This window comes from Paraburkholderia humisilvae (assembly GCF_902859855.1).
Classification (GTDB): Bacteria; Pseudomonadota; Gammaproteobacteria; order Burkholderiales; family Burkholderiaceae; genus Paraburkholderia; species Paraburkholderia humisilvae.
The window spans coordinates 99775-126299 of record NZ_CADIKH010000021.1 but is presented as its reverse complement, the minus strand read 5'-3'; the positions used below and the strand labels follow the sequence as shown (position 1 = coordinate 126299).

Here is a 26525-nt window from a genome sequence, read left to right as displayed (position 1 = left end):
CGCGCAACACTGCATCACGAGCGGCGGCCGGCAACGCGTGATGCGACGTGACACCTTGACGTACCGCGCGGTAGCGATGCCGTGAGCGCGGGCGGCCCGACTCTCACGGCATCGCAAAGCCTGCTACGCCGGCGTCGCCTTCTTCTCGAGTTTGCGTGCCTGCAACGCGCGGATGCGGCCCACTGCGGCCGTGTTGCCCACCGCGGAGTCGTACATTGCCGCGAGATCATGCTTGAGCGCGGTACGCGACGCGCCGTCGAGATAAACCATATGCCCGGACGGATAGAACCGCGCGGACAGATTCTCACGCACCTGCTGGCTGACAAGCGGCATGCGCTGCAAGTCGATAATCGTCTGATAGAACGGTGTGACGAAATCGTAGAAGCCGTTTGCGGACAGAACTTTCAGATCGACGTTCAGCGCCATCACCGCGGCAAGGTCGCCCGCCGTGTAGAGCACGACGTTGCCGTGCGCATCGACGCCTTTCTGCGCGCCGGTGGGGTCGATATGGCCAAAGTCCCAATTCTGGAATGCCTGATCGTTCAGGTCGGTGAACGCCGAATTCGACGTGAACTTCAGTTGCTCGTTCAGATACGTGTTCCACATGGTCGTGTACACGCCCGTTACGGCCGTCATGGTCGGGTCGTTGCCACCGGAGTTCGGATCGATCTGTCCGGCAATACCGGTTTCGATTGCCGTGACGCGGCCGTCGTACGCGCCGAGCGCGAGACCTTTCGATTTCAGCAGCGTCGTCAGGAACAGCGAGTTTCCGCGGCTATCGTATGCCGCGATATCGAGGCTCCACGCGAGCAGTGTCGTCTTGTCGATGCCGGTGTACTCGCTCAGCTTGCCGACGGTCGCGTCGTCTGTGGCAGGAAACTTACGCAACGCCGCGAGATAGTCGGTGCGCGCGAATTGCGCCACTTCCTCGGCAAACGCACCGAGATTGGTCGGCGTCGGCGCGACGCCAAGCTTCTTGTGGAACCACGCGTCCGCCGCCGCGGTCGGCAGCGCGCCGACCGGATTGCCCGATTGCGTGTAGTCGAGAATCGACGACTGCAGCGTCACGCCGTTCAGGTCGACGCCGTCTTCGTGCAGCCTGTATGCGAGCACGCAACTGCGCGCCGTACCGTACGATTCCCCGAACAGAAACTTGGGTGAGTTCCAGCGATTGTTCTTCGTCAGAAAGCGCTTGATGAACTGTTTGATCGAGTCCGCGTCCTGGTCGACGCCCCAGAAATCGCGATTCTTATGCGGTGCGATCGCGGCCGAGTAGCCCGTGCCGACCGGATTGATAAAGACGAGGTCGCTTTTGTCGAGCAGACTGTCCGGATTATCTTCCATCTGGTACGGCGCCGGCGGCGTGAAGTTCGGCATCGACGTTTTGATACGCCGGGGCGCGAACGACCCGAGCAGCACGAATACCGACGACGACCCCGGCCCACCGTTGTAGAAAAACGTGAGCGGACGCGCATCCTCTTTCTGACCGTCCTGCGTAAACGCGACGTAGAACATCTTCGCATCCGGCTGTGAACTACTCGGGTCGACCGTCACCAGATGACCGGCCGTTGCCGTGTAGTGGATCTTCTTGCCGCCGATGTCGATTGAATGCCGGGTGATGGCCGCGTTTTCGCTTGAGTCAGTGACTGAATCGTCGGGACCGTTGCCATAGGCGACGGGATCGAAGAATGGCTGATCGCCCGCATGATGCGGTGCGCTGTGGCCCGCCCCGCCGGACGATGCCCCCGAATTGTGAGACGACTGCAGACCGCCAGAAGCTGATTCGTTGTTTGCCATGATCGCTCCATAGAATGCATGACCGTCAAAACCACGCCACGTGACCATCGCAAGGGCACCGCAATGCCGCTTTCATCGCTGCGCCGCGCGTGTGCCGCAACCGCGCCACACATACGTTGACCACGTCCATTGCCAACCTAGAGTGCCGCCGCCACCTTTGCGCCATCAGGGCTGCCGAGACCTGTACAGGCGTCCCACCCGGACACGGCTGCATAACTGCCGTTATTGCCCTGCGTGATGTCGTTGCAGACGTTCGCCGCCTTATATAGCTTCGCGTTGACAAACCCTGCTTGCTGCCCCTTCGCCGCGTTGATGCGGGCGATCAGCGCCGCCCACAGCGGTGCGACCGCGCTGGTGCCGCCGACCACCGTATTCTGTCCGCCAATCAGCACGTCGTAACCGGTGGTGGGCGAGGCATCGGCCGCGACATCCGGGACGCCGCGCCGCACGAGCGGCGTGTTGCCGCCATGCGAGCCCGCAGCCGACAAGCCTTCCTGCCACGCGGGCACCGGAAACACCGTGCTGACACCGCCGCCCGTCGCCCCGCCGTTCGCGCCGTCGTTCCACACAACTTCACGCACGATCGATTGTCCGGACACTTCGACACTCGTCCCACCGCACGCGAGCACATAGGGACTCGACGCGGGGAAATCGACGTGGTCCTGTCCGTCGCCAACGCCATCGCTCGAGCCGCTGTCTCCCGCGGCCGCACAGATGGTCACGCCGATCGCCATCGCCGATTGCAGCACATCGTTGAACGCCTGCATCGACTGCTCGGTCCACGTGGATTCCGACGCGCCCCAACTGATCGAAATGACCGACGGCTTGTACGTGGTGTCGTGCACCGCGCGGCTCACCGCATCGACAAAACCTGCGTCGCTGTTCGGCGCGAAATACACAGCCAGCGTCGCGCCCGGAGCAATCGCGCCGGCGATTTCGATGTCGAGCGTCACCTCGCCGTCCGGGCCACCCGGGTCGCCAGTCGGATCGTTGCCGACCTGGTCGACGCCGAGCGGCACGACCTTCGGCGCCTTCACGCCGAGGCTGGAGAAATAGGCGATCAGGTCGGACGTTCGATAGCCGCCGCCCAGCTCGACAATGCCGATGCATTCGCCGCCGCCGTCGCCCTGCGGAAAGCGGTACAGCGACGCAAGCTGCAATGGCGTGAACGACACCGCCGGTTCCGCCCGCGCGGGCCGGAACGGCGGCCTGATACGAAAGTGCGGACGCGCCTGCGGACGGTTGTCGAGCCCGAGCACCGCGGTCACCACGCCATTCAGATCGTCGGGCACGCTGATTGCGCCAGTGCGCCCGCGGTAGCGGCCAATCGAACGGTGCTCGTAGTGCTGTAGTTCGACATCGAATGCGCTCTGGAACTGCGCGATCGTGCCGCTCAGCACCACGGTACGGGCAGCCGGGTCTTCACGCACCACGTTGAGCCCGTGTTGCGCGGCAAACGCCTTCAGTGTCGCGATGTCCGCAGGCGACGCGCCGAAGCGTTGTTCCAGTTCGTCGCGCGAAATCGGCACGGCGCCGGACGAGCCCGACTCGATCCCGCGCACCAGCTGTTGGAACTGCGCTTCCTGCTGGCGCCGCAGCATGACCACCGCTTCGATTGTTTCGGCCGGGTCGCAGCGCCCGACCACTTGCGACCCTTCGGCCACAGCCCGTTCGCTGCCCGGCAATGGATGCTTGCCCATCGTGTCCCTCCCGTCTTATGCGCGGCTTGTGACCGCGCGTTATAGATGACCGGCCCGACCATCGCTGTGGTATGCGACGCGACCCGATGCCGCTTTCCTCTCAGGGTTGTACACCGTTCTGTCCGACAAAACGATTCCAACACAGTTCCAGCCCTCGGAACAGTTGTCCGGATGGCCTACTGTCTGGAGTCCGTCGCAAGGGTTATGATGCTGCGCGATGCATCCATCGAGCGCGCGCCGCCGTCACAGCAAACGCTACGATGTGGCACGCCAGAACGATTCACGGAGAAGATTCATGACCATTTCGATGTATCAGGCATCGGTGCCCGCGCTGATTCGCGGGCTCACCAACCTGCAGGCCATTCTCGGCAAGGGTCAGGCGCACGTGGCGGAAAAGCAGATTGACCCGTCCGTGCTTCCGGGCGCACGGCTCTTTCCGGACATGTTGCCGCTCGCGCGCCAGGTCCATATCGCAACCGACAACGCGAAGGGCTGTGCCGCGCGCCTGGCTGGCGTCGAGGCGCCCAAATACGACGACGTCGAGGTTTCGTTCGACGAGCTCGCCGCGCGTATTCAGAAAACCATCGCGTATCTGAAAGAGTTCAAGCCGCAGCAGATTGACGGCAGCGAGACGAAGCAGATCTCGCTCAAGATGCGCAGCGGCCCGGTGGAGTTTTCGGGTATCGACTACCTGCTCGGGTTCGTGCTGCCGAACTTCTACTTCCATCTGACGACCGCGTACAACATCCTGCGCCACAACGGAGTCGAACTCGGCAAGATGGATTTCCTCGGCAAACAGAACAACAGCTAGTCGGCTCGAAAGATCATCCGGCACGGCCGGGTTCGGCAGAACGTCCGAGCCCGCCGCGCCGCGTATCGGTTTTTAGATCAGCCTTCGTATCAACCGCGCGGCTGGAACGCGATCACACCCATGCCGGCGAGCGTCAACGCGGCGCCGGTCAGGTCCCACACCGTGGGCCGCATCTGCTCGACCACCCACAGCCACAGAATCGCGACCGCGACATAGACGCCGCCGTACGCCGCATAGACGCGGCCCGCCGCCGCCGCATGAAAGGTGAGCAGCCACGCGAACAGCGCAAGGCTTATCGCGCCCGGCACGAGCAGCCACACGGAACCGCCGTCCTTTAGCCAGCGCCATGGCAAATAACAGCCAAGAATTTCCGCGAGCGCGGTCACGATGTAGAGCAACAGGGTTTTCATAACGGGAACCGGTGATGAAAAGGCCGCGTTCCGGTTGGTTGAAGAGCGCGGTGCCCGCGGAAGTCTATCGTCTTTATTGAAACAATCACTTTGCGCTACGCACCGATGCCATGCGACAGTCACCGTCCGTTTTGCGATCGACCCCGTTTCCACTTTTCGGCGGCCTGTCCCATGAGCGTCAAATCACCGTGTATTGACATCTGCAAGTTCGACGGCAAAACCGGTTATTGCATCGGCTGCCTGCGCACCCGCGATGAATGCAAGAGCTGGAAGAAGATGAAAGACAAGCATCGCCGCAAGATCATCGACGAAAAGTCCGATCGGGCGGCGATGCTAAAGAAATAGCCGTGCTCACTCAGTCGAGCGACAGACGCGCGGCAAAAGCGATCAGCGCGGCCGCGAACGTCCAGCGCTGCACCGTTTGCGCGAGCGGATGCGCGCGCAGCCATCTCGCAATGCGTGCGGCGCCGATCGTGTAGACGGCGTCGAAAGCGCTGCAGACCGCCACCAGCACCACACCCAGTTCGACCATCTGCGCCCAGATCGGTCCCGCGTCGGCGCGCACGAATTGCGGCAGCAACACCGAGCAGAACAGCAAAGCCTTGGGGTTGAGCAGATTCGTGAAGAGGCCCTTCACGTAGGCGGTCTGCAACGGCTGCTGCGCAGCGAGACGCGCGTCTGCGCGCTGCAACGCGAACACCGGCGAGCGGAAAATCTGCACGGCAACCCAGGCCAGATACACGGCGCCACCGTAGCGCACGATTTCAAAGAGCCATGGCGCATTGCGCAGCAACGCGGCAACGCCGCAGGCGGACAGCGTGACGTGCAGCGCGCGGGCGGTCGCGAGGCCGCAGGCGGCGGCAAAGCCGTGTCGCGTGCCGCGTGCGATCGTGGTCTGCATGACCAGCGCCATGTCCGGACCCGGCAGCGCACAAACGACGGCCAGTGCCGCGACGTACAGAACCAGCAGATGAGCGGAAATCATGTCGATCTCGGGTCTTTCGTTGTCTACAAGGTCTTCATGTTGCACGCGATCCGGAAGCGAATTCTGGCGTTTTTCGATCTGCCCTAGGCTATTTTTGGAGCTTTACCCTAAAATAATCTACATGATTAGCCTTATGACGTCGCCATGAACGATCTCGACAAAATCGACCGCGCATTGCTCGCCGCGCTGCAAACGGACGGCCGCATGTCCAATGCCAAACTCGCCGAAACTGTCGGCCTGAGCGAGACGCCGTGTGCGCGCCGACTCAGGCGCCTCGAAAACGACGGCTACATCGAGCGCTACCGTGCGGAGTTGTCACGCCGTGCGTTGGGTCTGGGCGTCTATGCCTTCGTCTACGTCCGCTTCGCGGTGCACGACAAGAATCAGGCAAACCGTTTCGAGCGCGAAATCCAGGCCATTCCGCGCATTCTGTCGTGCCACAACGTCTCCGGCACCGCGGACTACGTCCTGCAAGTGGTCGCGCACGATCTCGAAGACTACGGCACGTTCATGCGCGATCAGTTACGCGGGTTGCCCGGCGTCACCGCGGTCGAGTCCGCGCTGTCGTTGCGTGAGGTGAAATCACCGGGTGCCTTGCCGCTAGCGTGACCCGCGCCGGCCCGCGGGTGGGGCGGGAGTCACGCAGCGCTTTGATTGCACGCGGTCCAGATGGCATAGTGAGCGCCGCGGCGCGATGCCGCGCATTGAACTACGGAGCACGCATGAACCCAGAGCAGGCACGAGCCGAAGAAACACGCGCGATGGAGCGCGTCCTGAGCGCGACGCAGCAGGTGCAGACCGCCTTTTCCGCATTGCAAACACAGTTCCCGCCGGCCGGCAGCGGCCGCCCGTCACAGATCGCACTGCAGACTTTCGACGCCGCGCTGCAGGAACTCGAGGATGCGCAAGCCGCGTTCGACGAAATGCTCGGCGATTTGCTTGACGGCAACCGCTAAGCGTATAGGCTCCGGCGCGCCCTGCACGGCAGCCGTTGCTGTGCGCGCGGACCGTGACGCGACCCGAATCCGGCAACCCGTGACCGCGCGCCACAAAGGGGCGACGCGGGGCAGACCGTTAGTTGCGTTCCGGCCCGCACCCATGGCGCCACTCCCCACGAAATCAAGCGTTCCCCTTGTCCAAGAATGGCTTTCACGCATATCGCCAAATTACGATATAAGATTCGGCACCTGACGATGCAAATGCCGTTGTACTGAAAACCAGGCGTCCGTCACGCGCTGACGAACCTCTCGCTGAACCTGAAGCAGTTCCAATGAAGATCGATATCGACGCGATACACAAAGCGCTCGCCAATCCCGTGCGGCGCGAGATTCTCGCGAAGCTGCGCGACCCGGCCCGGCATTTCGCCGGCCAGGAGATGCCGCTCGAGTACGGCGTGTGCGCGGGAAAAATCGATCAATGCTGTGGCCTCTCGCAATCGACCGTCTCCGCGCATCTCGCCGCCCTTCAGCGCGCGGAGCTGGTGACGTCGAAGCGCGTGGGCCAGTGGATCTTCTTCAAACGCAACGAGGAAGTCATCAAGACGTTTATCGAGCAGATGAACGCGGACCTCTGACTTCACACGCACGCATCCGCAACGTCAGCTTCTTCAAGCTCGACTCAAGCTGAATCTCAAGTCACGGGCCATTGCCCATAAGACAAGGTGAAACGTTATGCCGACACTTTTCGATCCGCTCAAAATTGGCGATCTCACGCTCCGGAACCGCATCATCATGGCGCCGCTCACGCGACAACGCGCGGGCGATATCCGCGTGCCGAACGCGCTGATGGCGCAGTACTACGCGGAGCGCGCATCCGCCGGCATGATCCTGTCCGAAGCGACGTCGGTCACGCCGCAAGGCGTCGGCTACACGGCCACGCCGGGCATCTGGTCACAGGAGCAGGTTGAAGGCTGGAAGCTTGTCACCGACGCCGTGCACAAGGCCGGCGGGACGATGTTCCTGCAGCTGTGGCATGTGGGCCGCGTGTCGGACCCGCACTTCCTGAACGGGGATCTGCCGGTCGCGCCGAGCGCGATCGCACCGCAAGGCCACGTGAGCCTGCTGCGTCCGCAGCGTCCGTTCGTCACGCCGCGCGCGCTCGATATTTCGGAGCTCCCGGGCATCGTCGCCGCATACCGCAAGGGCGCGGAAAACGCCAAGGCGGCCGGCTTCGACGGTGTGCAGGTGCACGGCGCGAACGGCTATCTGCTTGACCAGTTCCTGCAGGACAGCACGAACAAACGTACCGACGCGTACGGCGGCCCGATCGAAAATCGCGCGCGGCTCATGCTCGAAGTGGTCGACGCCTGTATCGACGTGTGGGGCCCGAACCGCGTCGGCATGCACCTCGCGCCGCGCGGCGATTCGCACACGATGGGCGACTCGAACCCGCTCGCGACCTTCGGCTACGTCGCACGCGAGCTCGGCAAGCGCAAGATCGCGTTTATCGCGGCGCGCGAAGCGCTCGGCAACGGCCGCATCGGGCCGCAACTGAAGGAAGCGTTCGGCGGCCCGTTCATCGCAAACGAGCAGTTCACGAAGCAAACCGCGCAGCATGTGATCGATGCCGGCGAAGCGGATGCCGTCGCCTGGGGCAAGCTGTTTATCGCGAATCCGGATCTGGTGCGCCGCTTCGAACTGAACGCGCCGCTCAACGAGCCGGATGCATCGACGTTCTATGCGGAAGGCGCGAAGGGCTATACGGACTACCCATCGCTGGAAGCTGCCTGAATCGCCTGGCGGCTCAAGCGCGGTTCGCGGTTCGCCGATCGCGAGCCGCATGCGAAAAAGCGCGCCCGGACAGGATTCCGGGCGCGCTTTTTTATGAATCTCAATCCGGATTCGGCGGATACACCGGCGCGCGATTCTGAAAGTAAATGCCATGCGGCGAGCGCCCCACCGCGATCGTCGTGACCAGCTTGCGCGCGGGCAGATCGATCACGCCGACGTGCCGCGAGAAGCGGAACGTCACCCACAGGAAGCGCCGGTCGGCGGACAGTTCCATATCGTCGGGACCCGGCATCAGGTTGTCGATTTCGCCGACGTTCTGCAGCGTCGTGTAGTCGAGAATGCTGATCGTGTTGGCCACCCGGTTGGTCACCGCCACGTGGCGGCCGTCGTCGAGATTGCGGAAGTTGTGCGCGCCGCGCCCCGTGTGGATCCGTTTCACCACCTGGTGCGTGTGCGGGTCCACGACCACGACGTCGTCCTCGCCGGTCATGCCGACCAGCAGGCCGCGATCGCCCGGTGTCATCCAGAGCCCGGCCGGATCGCGGCCGACCGGAATTTTCCAGACAACCGACTGCGTGGCCAGATCGATCGCCGCGAGCTCTCCCGAGTCCTGCAACGTGACGTACACGGTGCGCCCGTCCGATGAGAACGTCATATGGCTCGGCGTTTTCGCGAGCGGGATGCGCCTGGCGACCGAAAAATCATGTCCGTCGAAACGATAGATATCGACCCGATCGAGCCGCAGCGCCGCAGTCACAAACCAGCGGTGATCAGGCGAAAAGCCGAGTTGATACGGATCGTCGATACCCTGCAGCACGCGTTGGACCGCTGCGCTCGCCGGGTCGACGAACATCAGGCTGTTCGATACCGAGTTCGCGACAATCAGCGACTTCTGGTCGGGCGTAATCATCAGATGATGCGGTTCCTTCCCGGTACTCTCGGTACCGACCACCTGATACGACTTCTCGTCAATCAGCGAGAGATCCGCCTCGCCGGAGTCGAGCACGATCACCTTGTACGCGTCCGGTTGCGCTGGCGGCAGCGCGGGCGCCGCGCTGGCAAAAAACGCCATGCCGCAGACGCCGATGCATGTGGCAAATAGCTTCAATGGGTGGGGCCAGCGAATCTCAAACGCGTCACTATGCGCGAGCTCGAATCCCGATGCCAAGCCCCGTTACATAAATGATCTTTGCCTGACGAAGGCTTGCGCAGGCTTTCACCGCAAGCACGTCCCCGGCCCCTGTCCGGCCGCTTGCGGCACACGCATTCAGCAAACCGGGCGCCGCTATAATGGACCGTCCTGCGGCCGCCCCGTGCAGCCCCTTCCCGATGCAGACCCGTCGATCAACCGGAGACACTCAATGGCGATGTCAGGTTTGCTCGTCTTCGCACTGGCGCTGGTTGTCGCAGCCGGCTCTCCCGGCCCGAGCATCGCCGCGCTCATTGCGCGCGTGATGACCAACGGGCTGCGCGACGTGCTGCCGTTTCTCGCGGCGATGTGGCTTGGCGAAGCGCTGTGGCTGGGATGCGCAGTCGCCGGTCTGGTCGCACTCGCGCATACGTTCGCGGCCGTCTTTATCGCGCTGAAATTCGCCGGTGTCGCTTACCTGCTTTATCTCGCACGGAAAATGTGGCGCGCGCCCGCCGACCTGCAAGCGCGCACGCTGCCGGCCCATCGCTCGCCGTGGCGCATGTTCGCCGCGGGTCTCGCGGTCACGCTCGGTAATCCGAAAATCATGGTCTTCTATCTCGCGCTGCTGCCCACGCTGATCGACCTGTCGCGTGTCGGCACGCTCGCGTGGCTCGAGCTGACGTTGACGATGCTGATCGTGCTCGCCACGGTCGACCTCGGCTGGGCGCTGGTCGCGGCCCGCGCGCGCAAACTGCTGACGAGCCGGCGCGCGGTGCGTATCGCGAACCGCACGAGCGCGACGATGATGGCGGGCGCCGCCGCGGCCATCGCCACGCGCTGAGCGGTGGACGCCCGGACCCGCCGCTGATGAATCCGCTCAACTCATTCGCACAACTATCCCGGTCCGCCATTTTTGCGCTTGGACGCGAGCTTGCCGCGTGGAAGCCGTCGCCGGAGCGCGCGGTGTTCGGCGCCGAAGCGGTGCTGTCGGTCGTGCTGTCCGTTGCGCTCGCGCACATGCTGCATCTGACCAACACATGGTGGGCCGCGATCAGCGGCTTCGCGGTGATGCAGACCAGCTTTCACGGCAGCCTCGAGCGCGCAACCTATCGCGTGCTCGGCACGCTGCTGGGCGCGCTGGTCGGCGTCGTCGTCGGTCCGCTAATCGGCGACCGGCCGTGGCTTTTCATTCCGATGCTGGGTGTGATCGGCGGCGCCTGCGTGTACTGCGGCAACGGCGCGGTCGCGTCCTACGCATGGGTGCTCGGCGGCATCACGTCGATGCTCGTCACCTACGAGGCGCACATCCTCGTATCGATGGAGAAGACCGCGTCGTTCGCGGCGTTGCGCGTCGCGGAGGTGCTGGTCGGCGTACTGTCGTGCGTCGTGGTGGCCGGGCTGTTCCACGTCGTCATCGAATGGCGCCGGCGCTCGCATCCCGACGGCACGGCGCTGCCGCAGGCGCCGGCAACGCCCACGCCGCCATTGCGCCCACTGCATGCCGCGCGCATGCTGCTCGGTCTGCAGACCGGGCTGTCTATCGCGATCATCGCCGCACTGACTTACACACTGAACCTGCCGGGCTTTGCTCAAGCGCTGGTAACGACGATCGCCGTGATGGTCCTGCCGGCCGCTTCGTTGACGAGCCGCGATCAGCGGCCGGTCGTGCAAAAAATGGTGCAGCGCGTGACAGGCTGCCTGATAGCGGGCGCGCTCGGCATCGCACTCTTGCCGCTGATGAACGGCAAGGAGATTCCCTGCCTGATCGCGCTGTCGTGCGGCGTGTGGATCGGCTGCCACGTGCAGAGCGGCAGCCAGGGCGCAAGCTATGTCGGCCGGCAGTTCACGATCGCGTTCATCATGGTGTTCGTGCAGGACCACCACTGGTCGGCGGATCCGCTACCGGCGCTGATGCGGCTCGAAGGGATCCTGATCGGCATCGCGACGCTGGCCGCGATGATGTTCGCGACCTCCAACCTGCCGTTTCTGCCATCGCCGGATGAAGCGAGCCCCTAGCGCCAGCGGCTCACGCGGCGCGCGTTATTTGCCCTCTCATTGGCGCGCTCATTTACCCTCTTTCACGCGCGCCTCTTCCGCAGCCGCCTTGTAGTCGTAAGTGGGATAGAACTCCGTGCGATAGCCGCCCCACGCGGTTTCCTCGAGCACGCGGTTCACTTCGCGCAGCCGGTTGGCCGGCACGCGCAATGTGACGACCTGGCCGATGCCCATCATCACGTACCACGACACCACCTCGACGCCCGGCGGCGGAAACGCCTTGTAGAACCCCTGCTTCGCGAGCTCCCTGTTGATCTCGGGCAGCGTCTTCGACTGATCGTGCTTCAGGAATACGGTCAGCAGGAACGTGCCATCGCCGGCCGGCGTCGCAACCGACGCGCCGCCCGGCGTGGTTTGCGCGAACGCGGGCGCCGCGCTCGCCACCGCAGCCAGTAGACCGAACGTCGCGATCAGCTTTCGAACTGGGTACATCGACTTCTCCTGGTAACGTGGATCGGGGATTGAGGCAGCGGTCTTTATACCGGAATCGCGTACCCGTTGCCGCCCCGTTTTGATTCACGCGAGGCAATCCACGTCAGGTTTTGCGGAAGCAGAAGTCGAAGTCTTCACAGCCGGGGCAGCCCGGCGCCGGACCGGGCGTGCGCCCTTTGTCGAGCGCGACTTGCTGCGCGAGAAAGCGCTTCCAGCGCAAGCCGTCGACATTGCGCGCGACGAGCTTTGGATAATGGCGTGTGAGAATGCCGCTGACGTCGTCGCGGCCGTCGAGGCCGAGATCGCGCCACAGGTGGTCGGGCCGCAGGCACGCGGTCGCGATGATGGTCGCGAGGCACCATGCGTCGATTGCATTCGCGATCGGCGGCCGCTCGTGGCGCAGCAGCAGCTTGCGCAGATCGTCGACGAACGGCTGATGCAGCGTCGCAGCGGGATGTTCGGGAAACGCCTCGAGCGGCAACGCGCCGATATACACGGCCTCGGGAAAGTGCCGGGCGCCGAGCGCGCCAAGCGTGTCGCGCGGCAGCCCCAGATCCGCGAGGTCGCCGCTCGCGAGTTTCGCGCCGATCAGACGCGCAAAAGTGACCGTGTCGGCCCGCGCGCGGTTGACCGCGTAATCGAGCAGGCTTTGTACGCACGCGTCGCGCGGCGAAGGCGCGTCATCGTTCGGCAAGGTCATGGTCTGAACACCCCGGATCGGCGGCCAGGCGTCGTGCGCCCGAACTCGTCAGCACAATACCCCGAAAATGCCGGTACAGCGACTACTGTCTTAAAATTGCGCAAGCGACGCCGTGAGTTCGGGCAAATACTGACGTGTTTCCTGCGATGCGGATTAAATAATTGCGAATCGGCGTCGATAACGAGTAAAGGAGTGATTCACCGCGGAAACTGCCATGCCGAGCTCGTATAACCCTGCACTGGTCGTGCTGTCGATCGCTGTCGCCACGCTCGCGTCCTATACGGCATTGGATCTCGCGGGCCGCATCACCCTGCTGGCCGTATCGCGCCAGCGCCAGGTGTGGCTCGCGGGGGGTGCGGCCGCGATGGGCGTCGGCATCTGGTCGATGCATTTTATCGGCATGCTCGCGTTTGCGTTGCCAATCCCGGTCGGCTATGACCTGAAGATCACCGGCGCGTCGCTCGCGATCGCGTTCGTCGTCTCGTATTTCGCCCTCGCCGTGGTCACGCGGCGCACGCTGTCGCACCGCCGCATCCTTGCGGGCGGCGTGCTGATGGGCATCGGCATCGCCAGCATGCACTACACCGGCATGGCGGCGATGCGCATGGAGCCGGGCATCCACTATCGCCCGGCTCTCTTTGCGGCTTCGCTGGTCATCGCGATCGCCGCGTCGATCGCCGCGCTGTGGATCGCGCACACGCTGCGCGATTCGAACCTGCGCCGCATCATCGTGAAAAGGATCGGTGCGGCAGCGGTGATGGGCATTGCGATCACCGGCATGCACTACACCGGCATGGCCGCCGCGGATTTTCTGCCGGGGTCGATCTGCGGCGCGGTGCAAGGCGCGAACGCGAGCGTCGCCGCCGGCCAGAACGCGCAATGGCTCGCGACCACGGTCATCCTGTTCACGTTCGCGATTCTGGTCGTCACGCTGCTGCTGTCGCGCTTCGACGCGCGCAACACCCTGCTGGCCGGCTCGGTGACGACGCTGAACAACCAGATCGTGCACCTTGCGACCTATGACACGCTGACTGGCCTGCTGAACCGCAGCTCGCTGACCGAGCGCATCGGGCGCGCGATCGACGTGTCGCGGGCGCGCAACAGGCCGTTCGCCATTCTGTTCATGGACCTGGATGGGTTCAAGACGATCAACGACTCGCTCGGCCACGCGTTCGGCGACGAAGTGCTGAAGGCGTTCGCACAACAATTGCTGCAGTGCGTGCGCGCGGCGGACACGGTCGCGCGCCTGGGCGGCGACGAGTTTGTGATCCTCGCCGAAGACCTCACGGCAGCGCAGGACGCCGCGCAAATGGCCGACGGCCTGCTCGCGCGGATGCGCGAGGGCATCGTCGCCGAAGGCCAGGCGCTGCAGGTGATCCCGAGTATCGGCATCGCGCTGTTTCCGCAGGACGGCGACAGCGGCGACGCGCTGCTCAAGCATGCCGACGCCGCGATGTACGAAGCCAAGCGCGAAGGCCGCGGCATCTATCGCTTCTTCGAAGCGCGGATGAACGAGGCCGCGCTGCGCACGCTGAAGATCCAGCGCGCGTTGCACGAGGGCCTCGGCAAAGGCTATTTCTCGCTGCACTTCCAGCCGAAATTCCGTGGCGACACCGGCGAACTCGCGGGTGCCGAAGCGCTGCTGCGTCTCAATCACCCGGAATTCGGCGAACTCGCGCCGATGGATTTCATCCCGATCGCCGAACGCTCGGGCCAGATCGTACAGATCGGCTATTGGGTCGTGCGCGAGACCTGCCGCCAGATCCGGCGCTGGCAGACCGCCGGGCTGCCGCCGATGAAGGTCGCGGTCAACCTGTCGCCGCGCCAGCTCACCCAGCCGGAACTCGTCGCGACGATCCTCGACATCGCGAAAGCCGAACAGGTCGCATGCTGGCAACTGATGTTCGAAATCACCGAAAGCGTCGCGATGCAGGACGCGCCAAAGACGATCGCGACGATCCACCAGTTCCAGAAAGCCGGCTTCGAGATTTCGATCGACGATTTCGGCACCGGCTATTCGAGCCTCGCGTACCTGCAGCGCTTCCGCGTGAAGCAGCTGAAAATCGACCGTTTCTTTACGAATGGCCTCGATGACAACGGCCACGAAGGCAAGGCGATCGTGTCGGCGATCATCGCGCTCGCCCACTCGCTCGAAATGGATGTCGTCGCCGAAGGCGTCGAAACGGAGTCGCAATACGACAAGCTGAAAGACATGCGGTGCGACGAAATGCAGGGTTTCCTGCTCGGCCGGCCGCTGACCGCGGATGCGTTCGGCGCGCTGATGCACAAGCAGATGCGCACTGACCCCGGTGCGTCAGCGCCGTCGGCGCTGCTGAACTGATTTCCGCTCGCCACGCCTAAAATTTTCTTGACTTCGGGTGCCAGCCGACTAATATACGCACCGCGTATATAAATCACCTGACAACACCAGCCGACCAAGGTGCCCCGAATGAGCGTTCCGCAACAAGCTTTCCTGCGCGATGCGATGCGTCGCATGAACCTGACCCGCGACGGCTTCGCCAGCCGCATTGGCGTGTCGCGCCGCGCGCTCGACACATGGCTGCTGCCCGATGACTCGCAGGAGTCGCGCGCGATGCCGGAAATCGTCGAACGCTTCGTGTCGGAAATCGTCGTCAACGGTGAGGCGGCCGATCGATATACGCAAAGCGTAGACACCCAATCGCTCTCCAGCCAGATCCTGTTCGAAGGCAAACCGCAGTTGCTGTCGGTCGACCAGTTCTCGCGCGATTCCGTCGAAGCGCTCTTTCGCGTCGCGGACATCATGCAGCCCATCGCACGCCGCCGGAAAATCTCGCGCGTGCTCGAAGGCGCGGTACTCGGCAATCTGTTTTTTGAAGCAAGCACGCGCACGCGCGTCAGCTTCGGCGCCGCGTTCTGCCGGCTCGGCGGCTCGGTGTGCGACACCACCGGCTTTACGTTTTCATCGATGGCCAAGGGCGAATCGATCTACGACACAAGCCGCGTGATGAGCGGCTACGTCGATGCGCTGGTGATCCGCCATCCGGAGCAAGGCTCGGTTGCCGAGTTCGCGCGCGCGACGAACGTGCCGGTGATCAACGGCGGCGACGGACCGGGCGAACACCCGAGCCAGGCGTTGCTTGACCTGTACACCATCCAGCGCGAGTTCTCGCGCCTCGGCAAGATTGTCGACGGCGCGCATATCGCGCTGGTCGGCGACCTGAAGTACGGGCGCACCGTGCACTCGCTCGTGAAGCTGCTTGCGCTCTATCGCGGCATCAAGTTCACGCTGATCTCGCCGCCGATGCTCGAAATGCCCACGTACATCGTCGAACAGATTTCACGCAATGGACATGTGATCGAACAGACCCACGATTTGCCGAACGGCCTGCGTGGCGCGGATGTGGTCTACGCGACGCGCATCCAGAAAGAGCGCTTCACCGACGAATCGTTTGAAGGCTATACGCCCGATTTCCAGATCAATGAGGCGCTCGTGGATAGCGTGTGCGGCCCCGACACGCTGATCATGCACCCTCTGCCGCGCGACAGCCGGCCCGGCGCGAACGACCTGAGCACCGACCTGAACCACGATTCGCGGCTCGCTATTTTCAGGCAGACCGACAACGGCATTCCGGTGCGGATGGCGATTTTCGCCGTGCTGCTCGGCGTCGAAAAGCTCGTGCAGCATTCGCTGCGCGACGCGGCATGGCGCCCGCCCGCGTATCTCGGACCGGACGACGCGGTGTTTCACGGCATCGATTGACGCGCAGCGGTTCGCTTCGCACTCCGACGCAAGCGCCGGCCCAACCGACGCTTGCATTCGTCACGCCACGTCGCACTCTTCGTTCGTGCGATAAAGCTCACCATACCCCGTCATCGCCTCCACCGCGAAGTCGACGAACGACCGCACTTTCGGCGACAGTTGCCGGAGGGTGGGATAGATGATGTGAATGCTGCGCCGCGGCGTGCTGAACCCGTCCAGCACGCGTTCGAGCCTTCCTGAACGCAGGTGTTCCGCCGCAACGTAGTTGTGCACGTACACGATGCCTGAGTCGGCAAGCGCCGCATCGATCAGCGCATCGCAGTGGTCGACCACCTGGCGCGCGGTGTCGCCGACGCGCACGGTCCAGTCGCGGCTACCCGACATGAAGTGCCAGTCGCGGCAGCGCCGCGTGTCCGCCGACATATAAGCAACGCAGTCGTGCCCGGCCAGATCGTCAGGAGTCCGAGGTCTACCCCGCTCGTTCAGATAGTTTGGACTCGCGCACGCAATCCAGTGCGCGACACCCACTTCCCGCGCGATCAACCGGCTCGAAGGCAGGTCGCCGATGCGAATCGCGATATCGAACCCCTCTTCGATAATGTCCTGTAACGCGTCCGAGAAGCTCGTCTCGACCGTGATGTCAGGATACCGGCGCCTGAAATCGACCAGCGCGGGCACGAGAATCGACCGGCCGAACGTAATCGGCGCCGCGATCCGCAAGCGGCCAGACGGCACTTGCGCAGACTGTTGCAATGCCGCTTCCGCATCCTTCAGGCCCGTCAGAATTTCACGGCATCGGTCAAAAAACACCGCACCTTCAGCCGTCAGCCCGACGCTTCTCGTCGAGCGATGCAACAGCACCACGCCGGTTTGCGATTCGAGCCTGCTGACCGCCTTGCTGACGCCGGAAGCCGTCAACCCCATCTGTCTGGCTGCGCCGGTAAAACTTCTGGCTTCAGCGGCACGCACAAACGCTTCCACGGCAGACAAATCCATCTCATCCTCAACAAATCGGCGAAAACCTTCGATTCATAATCGAAAGATTTCAGCATCGTTAGCAGATTACTGTGCTGATGCAGCCGGAATTCTACGGAACAAAAACACGATAACAATACGGTTTTTCTTCACGACAGAATTGACGTGCAGTCTCACATTCTGCATTTCGCTAAATCGCCCTTAAACTTCGTTTAGCGATACCGGTTAAATTCTCTTCGCAAGCATCTTGCAGCGGCAGTATGCTCAATGCCATCACTGTGATTCAGAGGGTGAATCGCGGCTTTTCCAGGAGAAGCGCGCATGGATAGTGCGATGAATGATGGAGTGGGATGGGTCGACGACGAACCGATTGTGTACGTGGTCGACGACGACGAATCGATGCGTGAGGCCGTCGAGATGCTGCTGCGCTCGGTCGGCTTCAATGTAAAAACCTTCGCGAGCGCGGAAGATTTTCTTGCGCTGCCGATGATGGACCAACCCGCCTGCCTCGTGATCGACGTTCGTTTGAAGGGTCAAAGCGGACTGGTCGTTCAGGAGCGGTACAGCGCGCACCAGGTGCGGATTCCCATTATCTTCATGACCGGACACGGCGATATCGCGATGTCGGTCCGCGCGATGAAGGCCGGTGCCGCCGACTTCCTGACCAAGCCGTTTCGCGATCAGGACATGCTCGACGCCGTCGCGTGCGCGCTTGAAAGCGACCGGCAACGGCGTGCCGCGGATCATTCGTTCGACGACCTGCGCCGCTGCTACGCGACGCTCACGCCGCGCGAACGCGAAGTGATGCAACTGATCGTCAAGGGCCTGCGTAACAAGCAGATCGCCGCCGAACTGCGGCTCAGCGAGATCACCGTGAAAATTCACCGCAACCAGGCGATGAAGAAGATGCAATCGCGCTCGCTCGCCGAGTTTGTGCTCAAAGGGGGTGCGCTCGGCATCGAGGCTGAGCTTGCCTTCCCGTTGCAACAGAAGCTGATGCAGAAATAGGTCCTCCACCAAAGCGGACCGCATCATTGCGTAATCGCTCATCCGTTGCGTTGACACGAGTGCTTTAATCGACATTTATTTCCCTATTCGAGCAGCGTAATTCACGCCTGCGCCGTTTTAACGAAAATTCTCAAAAATCATATGTATGCGAAAGCATAGTCAATTCATTCAAGCGGATGTCTTCTTTAGCACTGCGATTGCGCTTTAAATGACAGTGCATTTTGACAAGTCCCATGTAGGGATTTCGTTAGAATCCGCTTCAATCCGGAATAACCGATCCCTGCGTAACCTTCATCGCATTGCAGAGCACAATCGGCAATTGCAACAGCCAGTGACTGCGTTTCCTCAAAGGGCACACTCCGTGAAGCTGCGCGGCGGCCAGATGCCGGGCCGCACGCGCGCTTGCAGCGGTGTTGTCCTTTGACGATCGATGAATCACACATCGGTGTGCGGCCCACGCCGTGCTCAATGACCGTGATACAGGTTGTCCATTTGCGACCGCACCAGCGCGCTGTTATCGACACGCGAGCCCGATGTTGAACCCGATGCCGCTCCGGACACCGAGCTGCCGGAAGTCGAATTGCCATACGAACTCGCTGCCGCCGCGTCAGCGGCCGCCTTGTTCGCTGCTTCCTGCGCGATCTTTTGCGCCGCCTTGTTCGCGACGTAAACCGCCGCCGGGTCCCATGCCGGATCCGGATAATGCTCCTTGCTCGTCGGATACGTGCCGTTCTGTTCGGCCGAAATCAGGTCAGCGCGGACCTGCGCTCGCGTGAGCGGCACGCTGTCTGCTGCGTGGCTCACCAGCGGAAGGAGAACGAACGATGCAACGACCAGTGCCTGGTTCAAGCGTTTCATGGCAATCCCTTCCTATTCAGCTCAGTTCCGTCGATGACGGCATGGACTGAACTTTAGAGGTCCGTGAGATTGACGTGAATCGCGCGACGGCTCATGAAACTGCTCAATCGGCTCACCGGCCGCGACGTGCCTCGAGCATGCGGCACGGCAACTCGCCGCAAATTGCTATGCAGCATGGATTGGCCTGCGCGGCTCCGTATTCTTTTCAAGCCTGTCTAACAAGGACGTAAGGTATGCGCTCACGCACGCGCGCCACGCGCACCTGCGTTGCATCGCGCATGGCGCCTCGTGCGCAATGCGCCAAGTCCCCTCCGCTCCACGAGCAAGCGTCAGGAAACGATGCGCTCTGCGTGAACTTTATCTTTCAACTGCGCAAGCCTATGGCGCGCCTATTTACTTTCCGGTCTGTTGAGTGCAACGTGGTGCGTTGAAGCACGTTTTGTCCTTTGCTTCCGTATCCGTCCATCCGCTTTCGTTTGTCGCGGTCTCCTTGCCGCTTGCACATCGCATCACGCCGCACCCGCCTGCATCGGCTCATGCCGCGTTTCACCTTTACCGGGCGCGGGGCATCGAAATTGCTGATCTTTTTAGCGCGCTCACGCGCGTCGCTGGCGATAGAGCATCGGCCTGCCCGATCCGCTGCCGCGCAGCGCCTGCAATGCGGTCTTTCGCGACCACGCAACGACCTTTCATTGGAGCAAGCAGAACATCATGTTGAAGGATCACGCACACGAAGAAGTTTGCGACGACGCCGGTGAGACATCCCCTGCCCAACCGTCGCGCCGCCGCTTCCTGCAATCGGCGGCGGCGGCCGCGACCGTCGGCGTCGCGCCGCACCTGCAGGCACAGACGCAACCGGCGCCACCGGACGCGGCAACCGCGTTTCAGCCCGCGCCTGCGCCCGCACGTCCGGTCAAGCTCATGATCAACGGCCGCGAATACACGCTGCAGCTCGAACCGCGCGTCACGCTACTCGATGCGTTACGCGAATACGCCGGCCTGATGGGCACCAAGAAAGGGTGCGACCGTGGGCAATGCGGCGCGTGCACGGTGCTGGCGAATGGCCGGCGCATCAACGCTTGCCTGACGCTCGCGGTGATGCACGAAGGCGAGACGATCACGACCGTCGAAGGCCTCGCGCAAAACGGCACGTTAAGCCCGATGCAGCGTGCGTTTATCGAGCACGATGCATTTCAGTGCGGCTACTGCACGCCTGGTCAGCTGTGTTCGGCCACCGCGCTGCTCAGCGAGTTCAGCGCGGGCACGGTAAGCACCGTCACCGCGGACGTGCGACGCCGCCCGCCACAATTGACTGACGAGGAAATCCGCGAGCGCATGAGCGGCAATATCTGTCGCTGTGGCGCATACGTGAATATCGTCGCGGCCGTACGCGCGGCGCACACTGGCGGCAACGCGTAAAGGAGCGCCGATCATGGACCCGATCTCTTACGAACGCGCCGCCGACCTCAACGGCGCATTACGCTCGGCGCAGCAGCCGGGCTCGATGTATATCGGCGGCGGCACCAATCTGCTCGATCTGATGAAAGGCGGCGTCACGCGCCCTGTCCGGTTGGTCGATATCACCCGCATCGGCGGACTCGACACCATCGCAACACTGCCCGATGGCGGGCTGCGCATCGGCGCGCTGGTGCGCAATAGCGACGCGGCCAATCATGCGCTGATACGCGAACGGTATCCGTTGCTTTCGCAAGCATTTCTTGCGGGCGCGTCGCCGCAATTGCGCAATATGGCGACCGTCGGCGGCAATCTGATGCAGCGCACGCGCTGCCCGTACTTCTACGACACGGCCTTCGCGCAATGCAACAAACGCTTGCCCGGTAGCGGATGCGCGGCCATCGAAGGACTGAACCGCACGCACGCGATCTTCGGCGCGAGTTCACAATGCATCGCGGTGAACCCATCCGACATGAACGTCGCACTCGCGGCCCTCGACGCCGTGGTGCGCGTGCACGGCCCGAACGGCGAGCGCGCGGTGCCCATCGGCGAGTTTCATCGTCTGCCGGGTGATCGTCCGGATATCGACACCACGCTGCAAATGGCGGAACTGATCACCGCGGTCGATCTGCCGCCGCCGCTCTTTAGCGAGCATGCGCACTACCTGAAAGTGCGTGACCGCGCGAGCTACGCGTTCGCGCTGGTATCGGTGGCTGCCGCGTTGCAGATGGAGGGCAGCACGGTCAGGAGCGCGCGCATCGCGCTCGGCGGCGTTGCGCACAAACCGTGGCGGGCCATCGCGGCCGAACGGATGCTAACCGGCCATGCGCTGACCGACGCCAATCTGCGGGAAGCGGCAAGCTCCGCGGTGAGCGACGCGCGTCCGCAGCGCGATAACGCGTTCAAGGTCGAACTGGCGCAGCGCACGATCGTGCGGGCGGTCAACCAGGCGGCGGGCCGCACCGGAGGGTTCGCATGAACATGATCGGCTACCCGCTTGACCGCACTGACGGCATATTGAAAGTAACCGGTGAAGCACGTTATGCGGCCGAATTTCCGGAGGCGAGACTGGCGCATGCGGTGCTGGTGACGAGCACGATCGCGAACGGCACGATCTCGTCGATCGACACGAGCCGCGCGCAGGCGCTGCCCGGCGTGTTGCTCGTGATGACGTACCGGAACGCGCCACGTCTGCCGCAAAACGGCCAGGCGGGCTTTGCGCCGCCTGCTGGCCGACGCCTTTCGCTCTTGCAGGACAATCAGGTGCATTACAACAACGAGCCGGTCGCGGTGGTCGTCGCCGACACGCTCGAACACGCGACCGATGCCGCGCACCAGTTACGCATCGCTTATCAAAGCCAGGCGGCGGCGCTCGACTTCACGCAGGCGAAAGCACGCATGCATGCGCCGGACAATCCGCAAGGCCGCCAGACCGATACACAGCGTGGCAACTTCGACGCGGGTGTGCGCGACGGCCCGGTACGCATCGACGCCGTGTATACGACGCCGATGGAAACCCACAACCCGATGGAGCCGCACGCGACGATGGCGGTCTGGGACGGTCCGCATCTGACGCTGTACGACTCGACGCAAGGCGTGACCGGCGCAAAGGTCGCGGTCGCCAAGGCGCTCGGCATACCGCCTGACAACGTGCGCGTGATTTCACCGTTTATCGGCGGCGGCTTTGGTTGCAAGGGCTCATCGTGGTCGCACGTCACACTGTGCGCGATGGCGGCGCGGCAAACTGGCCGCCCGGTACGGCTTTCCCTCGAGCGGCCGCAGATGTTCGGCCCGGTCGGCGGGCGCCCGCGCACCGAACAGCACTTCGTGCTCGCCGCGAAGCGGGACGGCACGCTGACTGCGATGCGTCACGACAGCATTTCGAACACGTCGATGATCGAAGACTGGACCGAGACCTGCTGCATGGTCTCGCGGATGCTGTACGCCGTGCCGAACCAGGTGACGACACATCGTCTCGTCCAGCTGAACGTCGGGACGCCGACCTTTATGCGCGCCCCTGGCGAGACGACCGGCTCGTTTGCGCTCGAATCGGCAATGGACGAACTCGCCGCCGAATTGCAGATGGACCCGCTCGAACTGCGTCTTAAGAACTATGCTGAGGTCGATCCTTCGGATAGCAAACCATGGTCGAGTAAAGCGTTGCGCAAGTGTTATCAGATCGGCGCGGAGCGCTTCGGCTGGTCGCGCCGCAGTCCCGCGCCACGCTCGATGCGCTCGGGTCATACGCTGATCGGCATGGGCATGGCGACCGCGACTTATCCGGCGAACCGCAGCGAAGCAGCGGCGATCGCGCGCATCCTGCCGGACGGCAGCGCGTTCGTCGCATCCGGCACGCAGGATATCGGCACCGGCACCTACACGGTGATGACGCAAGTGGCCGCCGACGCGATGGGCTTCGAGACGCAGAATATTCGCTTCGCGCTTGGCGATTCGACGTTGCCGAACGCGCCCGGCTCGGGCGGCTCGCGCTCGGCCGCGAGCGTGTCGCCTGCCGTGCGCGACGCCGCGACGCAGGTGCGCGACAAGCTGATCGAGCTGGCCCTTGCGGACCACGCATCGCCAGTATTCGGCACGGATGTCGCTGACGTCACCGTTGAGAAAGGCTGGGTGATCAGCCGTAAGGACCCGGCCAAACGCGACCCGGCCGCCGCGGTGCTTGCGCGCGCGGGTGGCCAGCCGATCGAGGCAACCGCCAGCGTCAAATCCGGCGATGAGCGGCAGCGATACTCGTTTCATTCGTTCGGAGCGGTGTTCGTGGAAGTGCATGTCGATGCGGATCTTGGGACGATCCGCGTCGAACGGGTCACCGCGGTGTACGACATCGGCCGCGTGCTCAATCAGAAGACTGCGCGTAGCCAGATGATGGGCGGCATCGTCTGGGGCATTGGCGCGGCGCTCGAGGAAGAGACTACGCTCGATCCGCGCGAGGGACGCATCACGAACGCGAATCTGGCGGAGTATCACGTGCCGGTTAACGCGGATGTGAATGCGCTCGACGTCGTCATGCTGGATGAACCCGATCCGCATATCAGTTCGCTCGGCGTGCGGGGCATCGGCGAGATTGGCATTACCGGTGTGCCGGCGGCGATTGCCAATGCGGTTTATCACGCAACAGGTGTACGCGTGCGGGATTTGCCGATTACGCTTGATAAGGTGATGCCGGGCGTGCAGCGGCGTTATGTATAGAGGGGCTTCGACCGTCACCGTATATCATCGTGGCTTTGCATAACCCATGCCGCGATGGAGAATACTTTGCCCGAACATAGCCTTCTTTTATATGTCGATGCGCAGTATGCAAGCCCCTACGCGATGTCGGTTTTCGTCGCTCTTCACGAGAAGCGATTGCCGTTTGAGCTTTCAGTAGTAGACCTCAATCGCGAGGAAAATCGTGAGGCACACTATGCGGCCAGGTCGTTGACACAGCGCGTGCCCACGCTGGTGCACGGCGACTTCGCGTTGTCGGAGTCGTCGGCAATCACCGAATATCTCGACGACGCATTTCCCGAAACGTCGGTGTATCCACAAGAAAAAACGCTTCGCGCGCGGGCACGCCAGGTCCAGGCCTGGCTGCGCAGCGACCTGCTACCCATCAGACAGGAGCGTTCAACTGAGGTTGTGTTCTATGGGGCGCGCGGAGCACCGCTCACCCCAGCGGCCGATGTAGCGGTCCGGAAGCTGTTTTATGCAGCCGAGGCTCTGCTGCCTCGTGACGCATCCAATCTCTTTGGGACATGGTGCATCGCCGATACGGATCTGGCGTTAATGCTTAATCGCCTCATCCTGAATGGCGATTCAGTGCCGACACCGCTGGTGAACTACGCTGCGAGACAGTGGGAACGACCTTCCGTGCAGCGATGGGTTGAACTGAAACGCCCCGCACTTTGACGAGGCAACAACAGACAACTGACTTCGCGTCAATCGATTGACGTTGCCGTCAAACTGCCGCGCGTTTGTCGCCCGAGCTCAAATGCGCCGCCACTCACCCGCATAAGCACCGCAGCGTCCGCCTATTCTCAACCGTCTTTGTAATTGCGCTCTCCGATTAAGCGCACGGCACGTTGCGGTCCATCTCCCCCGATATTGCCATTGATAATGCAGTTGGAATGCTGATGACCATTCACCTGAATGGTAAACCAAACGGATTAATGCATACTGCATAGCCACGGTCATTTGCTAATAAATCAGCGCCGTGTAAAGAGTAGACGGCTTATAAAACATTAAGCCGCTCTCACGCCGACATTAATTTCTTTGAAGGAATCGTCATGTACTACAGAATGACAATCGACGGCAAGCCAGTTGAGGGATTCAGTAGCATCGGCGTCGAGGACCCAGCGACGGGCGCGGTCTTTGAACAATGCCCGATCGCTAACGAGGCGCAGCTCGATCTTGCTGTTGCTACGGCTAAAGCAGCCTTTCCCACGTGGGCAAAACGCAATTTGCGGATCGCGGCGCTCACCTCAATGCGCTCGCGGATGCACTCGACAAGCGCGCGGATGAGTGGGCCAGGTTGCTCACGCGGGAACAGGGCAAACCGCTCGTGGCGTCCCGCCAGGAAATCGATCGATCCATTGCTTTTCTGCGCTATAACTCGACATTGGCGATGCCGCACAAGACACTGCGCGATAACGAAACCGGGCATGTCGTCGAGACACGCGAGCCGCTTGGCGTCGTCGTCGCCATCGCGCCGTGGAATTCCCCGGTATGGCTGCTGATGATGAAGATCGCCCCGGCCCTGTTGAGCGGCAACACGCTGGTCGCAAAACCCGCACCGACAACCCCGCTATCCACGCTGTTTCTCGGCGAGATTGCGTCGTCTGTGTTGCCACGGGGCGTGCTGAACGTCATCACCTGCGGGAACGATCTTGCCGAAAAACTGACATGCCATCCGGATGTCGCCAAAGTCTCGTTCACCGGTTCGACCCGCACCGGAGTCCGTGTTCTTCAAAACGCATCGAACACACTCAAGCGCGTGACGCTTGAACTCGGCGGCAACGATGCCGCCATCGTCCTGGACGATGTGAATATTGACGAAGTCGCACCAAAGGTGTTCATGGCTGCGATGGCGAATAGCGGTCAAATCTGTTTCGCCGCAAAGCGCGTCTATGCCCCACGCGCAATTTACGATCGGCTATGCGACGCGCTTGCCGCGTTAGCGAAGAAAGCGGTAGTGGGAAACGGGATGGAGCCCTCCACACAGTTGGGTCCGATCCAGAACCGTGCTCAGTATGAGCGTGTAAAGGACCTGATCGAGGACTCGCGGCGACAGGGAACCATTATTGCCGGCGGTACGCCACTGGACGGCCCAGGTTACTTCATTCCACCGACGATCGTGCGGGATCTACCTGATGACGCGCGCCTCGTGCGCGAAGAGCAGTTTGGACCGGTCTTGCCCGTGCTTGCATACGATGATGTCGATGAACTGATAGAGCGAGTCAACGATACGGAATACGGGCTCGCCGGCACCATATGGGCGAAGGATACGGAACGCGCGTTCGAGATAGCCCGCAGGGTCGACACCGGAACGATGTGGATCAACTGCTTTATGAATCTGAGTTTCGATGTGCCGATTGGCGGGGCCAAGCAGTCGGGCATGGGCTGGCAATTGGGGCAGCAGGGGCTCGAAGAGTTCACGCAGTTGAAGATTATTTCGATGGTACGCTAGAGGCCAGGCTGCGGCGATGACGACCTGACCACATCTCACTGCCCCTTCGACAA

Annotated in this window: 25 protein-coding genes and 1 pseudogene; 17 read left to right on the top strand and 9 right to left on the bottom strand. The window is 62.6% G+C overall.

Features of this window, described 5'->3' with window-relative positions; all coding sequences use genetic code 11:
- Positions 1–123: 123 nt before the first annotated feature.
- Together HV796_RS22450 and HV796_RS22445 are read right to left on the bottom strand one after the other, a co-directional pair.
- A complete protein-coding gene (locus tag HV796_RS22450) occupies positions 124–1797 on the bottom strand; it encodes a S10 family peptidase (protein WP_175228703.1) in 1674 nt (557 codons plus the stop codon).
- A gap of 137 nt (positions 1798–1934) precedes the next feature.
- Positions 1935–3497, bottom strand: a complete 1563-nt coding sequence (locus HV796_RS22445) for a S53 family peptidase (protein ID WP_175228702.1) — start codon at positions 3495–3497, stop codon at positions 1935–1937.
- A gap of 295 nt (positions 3498–3792) precedes the next feature.
- Here HV796_RS22445 and HV796_RS22440 point away from each other — a divergent pair, with 295 nt between their 5' ends.
- Positions 3793–4308, top strand: a complete 516-nt coding sequence (locus HV796_RS22440; protein WP_175228701.1) for a DUF1993 domain-containing protein — start codon at positions 3793–3795, stop codon at positions 4306–4308.
- 89 nt (positions 4309–4397) lie between these two features.
- Here HV796_RS22440 and HV796_RS22435 read toward each other — a convergent pair whose 3' ends face one another.
- On the bottom strand, positions 4398–4718 hold the full coding sequence (locus tag HV796_RS22435) for a YnfA family protein (protein WP_175228700.1): 321 nt from the start codon (positions 4716–4718) through the stop codon (positions 4398–4400).
- A gap of 171 nt (positions 4719–4889) precedes the next feature.
- Between HV796_RS22435 and HV796_RS22430 the strand changes: the two genes are divergently transcribed.
- The gene (locus HV796_RS22430; RefSeq protein WP_175228699.1) at positions 4890–5063 is read left to right on the top strand and encodes a DUF1289 domain-containing protein; all 174 of its coding nucleotides are present in this window, start codon (positions 4890–4892) and stop codon (positions 5061–5063) included.
- 10 nt (positions 5064–5073) lie between these two features.
- On the opposite strand, the gene HV796_RS22425 is transcribed toward HV796_RS22430, so the two are convergent.
- Positions 5074–5703 carry a LysE family translocator gene (locus HV796_RS22425; protein WP_175228698.1) on the bottom strand — a complete coding sequence of 210 codons (630 nt, stop codon included), beginning with the start codon at positions 5701–5703 and terminating at the stop codon, positions 5074–5076.
- Positions 5704–5847: 144 nt separating this feature from the next.
- On the opposite strand from HV796_RS22425, the gene HV796_RS22420 reads away from it, so the two are divergent.
- From HV796_RS22420 to HV796_RS22405, 4 genes are all read left to right on the top strand, one after another.
- Entirely contained in the window at positions 5848–6312 is a 465-nt protein-coding gene (locus tag HV796_RS22420) for an Lrp/AsnC family transcriptional regulator (RefSeq protein WP_175228697.1), read from the top strand.
- Between the two features lie 113 nt (positions 6313–6425).
- Positions 6426–6659: a hypothetical protein gene (locus tag HV796_RS22415; RefSeq protein WP_175228696.1), complete on the top strand. Its 234-nt coding sequence runs from the start codon at positions 6426–6428 to the stop codon at positions 6657–6659.
- A gap of 314 nt (positions 6660–6973) precedes the next feature.
- Positions 6974–7276, top strand: coding sequence for an ArsR/SmtB family transcription factor (locus tag HV796_RS22410; protein WP_175228695.1), 303 nt, complete (start codon positions 6974–6976; stop codon positions 7274–7276).
- A 97-nt stretch (positions 7277–7373) separates the two neighbouring features.
- Complete coding sequence (locus tag HV796_RS22405) at positions 7374–8432, top strand: alkene reductase (protein WP_175228694.1); 1059 nt, start codon at positions 7374–7376, stop codon at positions 8430–8432.
- A 100-nt stretch (positions 8433–8532) separates the two neighbouring features.
- Here the strand turns inward: HV796_RS22405 and HV796_RS22400 are convergent, their stop codons facing one another.
- Positions 8533–9504 carry a YncE family protein gene (locus tag HV796_RS22400; RefSeq protein ID WP_175228693.1) on the bottom strand — a complete coding sequence of 324 codons (972 nt, stop codon included), beginning with the start codon at positions 9502–9504 and terminating at the stop codon, positions 8533–8535.
- A 289-nt stretch (positions 9505–9793) separates the two neighbouring features.
- Between HV796_RS22400 and HV796_RS22395 the strand changes: the two genes are divergently transcribed.
- Positions 9794–10405: a LysE family translocator gene (locus HV796_RS22395; RefSeq protein WP_175228692.1), complete on the top strand. Its 612-nt coding sequence runs from the start codon at positions 9794–9796 to the stop codon at positions 10403–10405.
- A 26-nt stretch (positions 10406–10431) separates the two neighbouring features.
- Entirely contained in the window at positions 10432–11580 is a 1149-nt protein-coding gene (locus HV796_RS22390) for an FUSC family protein (protein WP_175228691.1), read from the top strand.
- A 48-nt stretch (positions 11581–11628) separates the two neighbouring features.
- Here HV796_RS22390 and HV796_RS22385 read toward each other — a convergent pair whose 3' ends face one another.
- Together HV796_RS22385 and HV796_RS22380 are read right to left on the bottom strand one after the other, a co-directional pair.
- Complete coding sequence (locus HV796_RS22385; protein WP_175228690.1) at positions 11629–12051, bottom strand: hypothetical protein; 423 nt, start codon at positions 12049–12051, stop codon at positions 11629–11631.
- A 103-nt stretch (positions 12052–12154) separates the two neighbouring features.
- Positions 12155–12751, bottom strand: coding sequence for a nitrogen fixation protein NifQ (locus HV796_RS22380; RefSeq protein WP_175228689.1), 597 nt, complete (start codon positions 12749–12751; stop codon positions 12155–12157).
- A gap of 214 nt (positions 12752–12965) precedes the next feature.
- Between HV796_RS22380 and HV796_RS22375 the strand changes: the two genes are divergently transcribed.
- Positions 12966–15092, top strand: coding sequence for a putative bifunctional diguanylate cyclase/phosphodiesterase (locus tag HV796_RS22375; protein ID WP_175228688.1), 2127 nt, complete (start codon positions 12966–12968; stop codon positions 15090–15092).
- Positions 15093–15200: 108 nt separating this feature from the next.
- On the top strand, positions 15201–16493 hold the full coding sequence (locus HV796_RS22370; RefSeq protein ID WP_175228687.1) for an aspartate carbamoyltransferase: 1293 nt from the start codon (positions 15201–15203) through the stop codon (positions 16491–16493).
- Between the two features lie 60 nt (positions 16494–16553).
- Here the strand turns inward: HV796_RS22370 and HV796_RS22365 are convergent, their stop codons facing one another.
- Entirely contained in the window at positions 16554–17489 is a 936-nt protein-coding gene (locus HV796_RS22365) for a LysR family transcriptional regulator (RefSeq protein WP_175228686.1), read from the bottom strand.
- Between the two features lie 312 nt (positions 17490–17801).
- Between HV796_RS22365 and HV796_RS22360 the strand changes: the two genes are divergently transcribed.
- The gene (locus HV796_RS22360) at positions 17802–18476 is read left to right on the top strand and encodes a response regulator transcription factor (protein ID WP_246355984.1); all 675 of its coding nucleotides are present in this window, start codon (positions 17802–17804) and stop codon (positions 18474–18476) included.
- Between the two features lie 465 nt (positions 18477–18941).
- Here the strand turns inward: HV796_RS22360 and HV796_RS22355 are convergent, their stop codons facing one another.
- Positions 18942–19334, bottom strand: coding sequence for a DUF4148 domain-containing protein (locus HV796_RS22355; protein ID WP_175228684.1), 393 nt, complete (start codon positions 19332–19334; stop codon positions 18942–18944).
- A 711-nt stretch (positions 19335–20045) separates the two neighbouring features.
- On the opposite strand from HV796_RS22355, the gene HV796_RS22350 reads away from it, so the two are divergent.
- From HV796_RS22350 to HV796_RS22330, 6 genes and pseudogenes are all read left to right on the top strand, one after another.
- Complete coding sequence (locus HV796_RS22350; RefSeq protein ID WP_175228683.1) at positions 20046–20753, top strand: 2Fe-2S iron-sulfur cluster-binding protein; 708 nt, start codon at positions 20046–20048, stop codon at positions 20751–20753.
- A gap of 13 nt (positions 20754–20766) precedes the next feature.
- Positions 20767–21768 carry an FAD binding domain-containing protein gene (locus HV796_RS22345; RefSeq protein WP_175228682.1) on the top strand — a complete coding sequence of 334 codons (1002 nt, stop codon included), beginning with the start codon at positions 20767–20769 and terminating at the stop codon, positions 21766–21768.
- Entirely contained in the window at positions 21765–23996 is a 2232-nt protein-coding gene (locus HV796_RS22340) for a xanthine dehydrogenase family protein molybdopterin-binding subunit (RefSeq protein ID WP_175228681.1), read from the top strand. Before HV796_RS22345 ends, HV796_RS22340 begins: the two co-directional genes overlap by 4 nt.
- 54 nt (positions 23997–24050) lie before the next feature.
- The gene (yfcF, locus tag HV796_RS22335) at positions 24051–24695 is read left to right on the top strand and encodes a glutathione transferase (protein WP_377691851.1); all 645 of its coding nucleotides are present in this window, start codon (positions 24051–24053) and stop codon (positions 24693–24695) included.
- Positions 24696–25072: 377 nt separating this feature from the next.
- Positions 25073–25216 (top strand): annotated as a pseudogene (locus tag HV796_RS44220) (hypothetical protein); the annotation flags it as partial.
- A 14-nt stretch (positions 25217–25230) separates the two neighbouring features.
- Positions 25231–26472: an aldehyde dehydrogenase family protein gene (locus HV796_RS22330; RefSeq protein ID WP_246355983.1), complete on the top strand. Its 1242-nt coding sequence runs from the start codon at positions 25231–25233 to the stop codon at positions 26470–26472.
- The last annotated feature ends 53 nt before the right edge of the window (positions 26473–26525 follow it).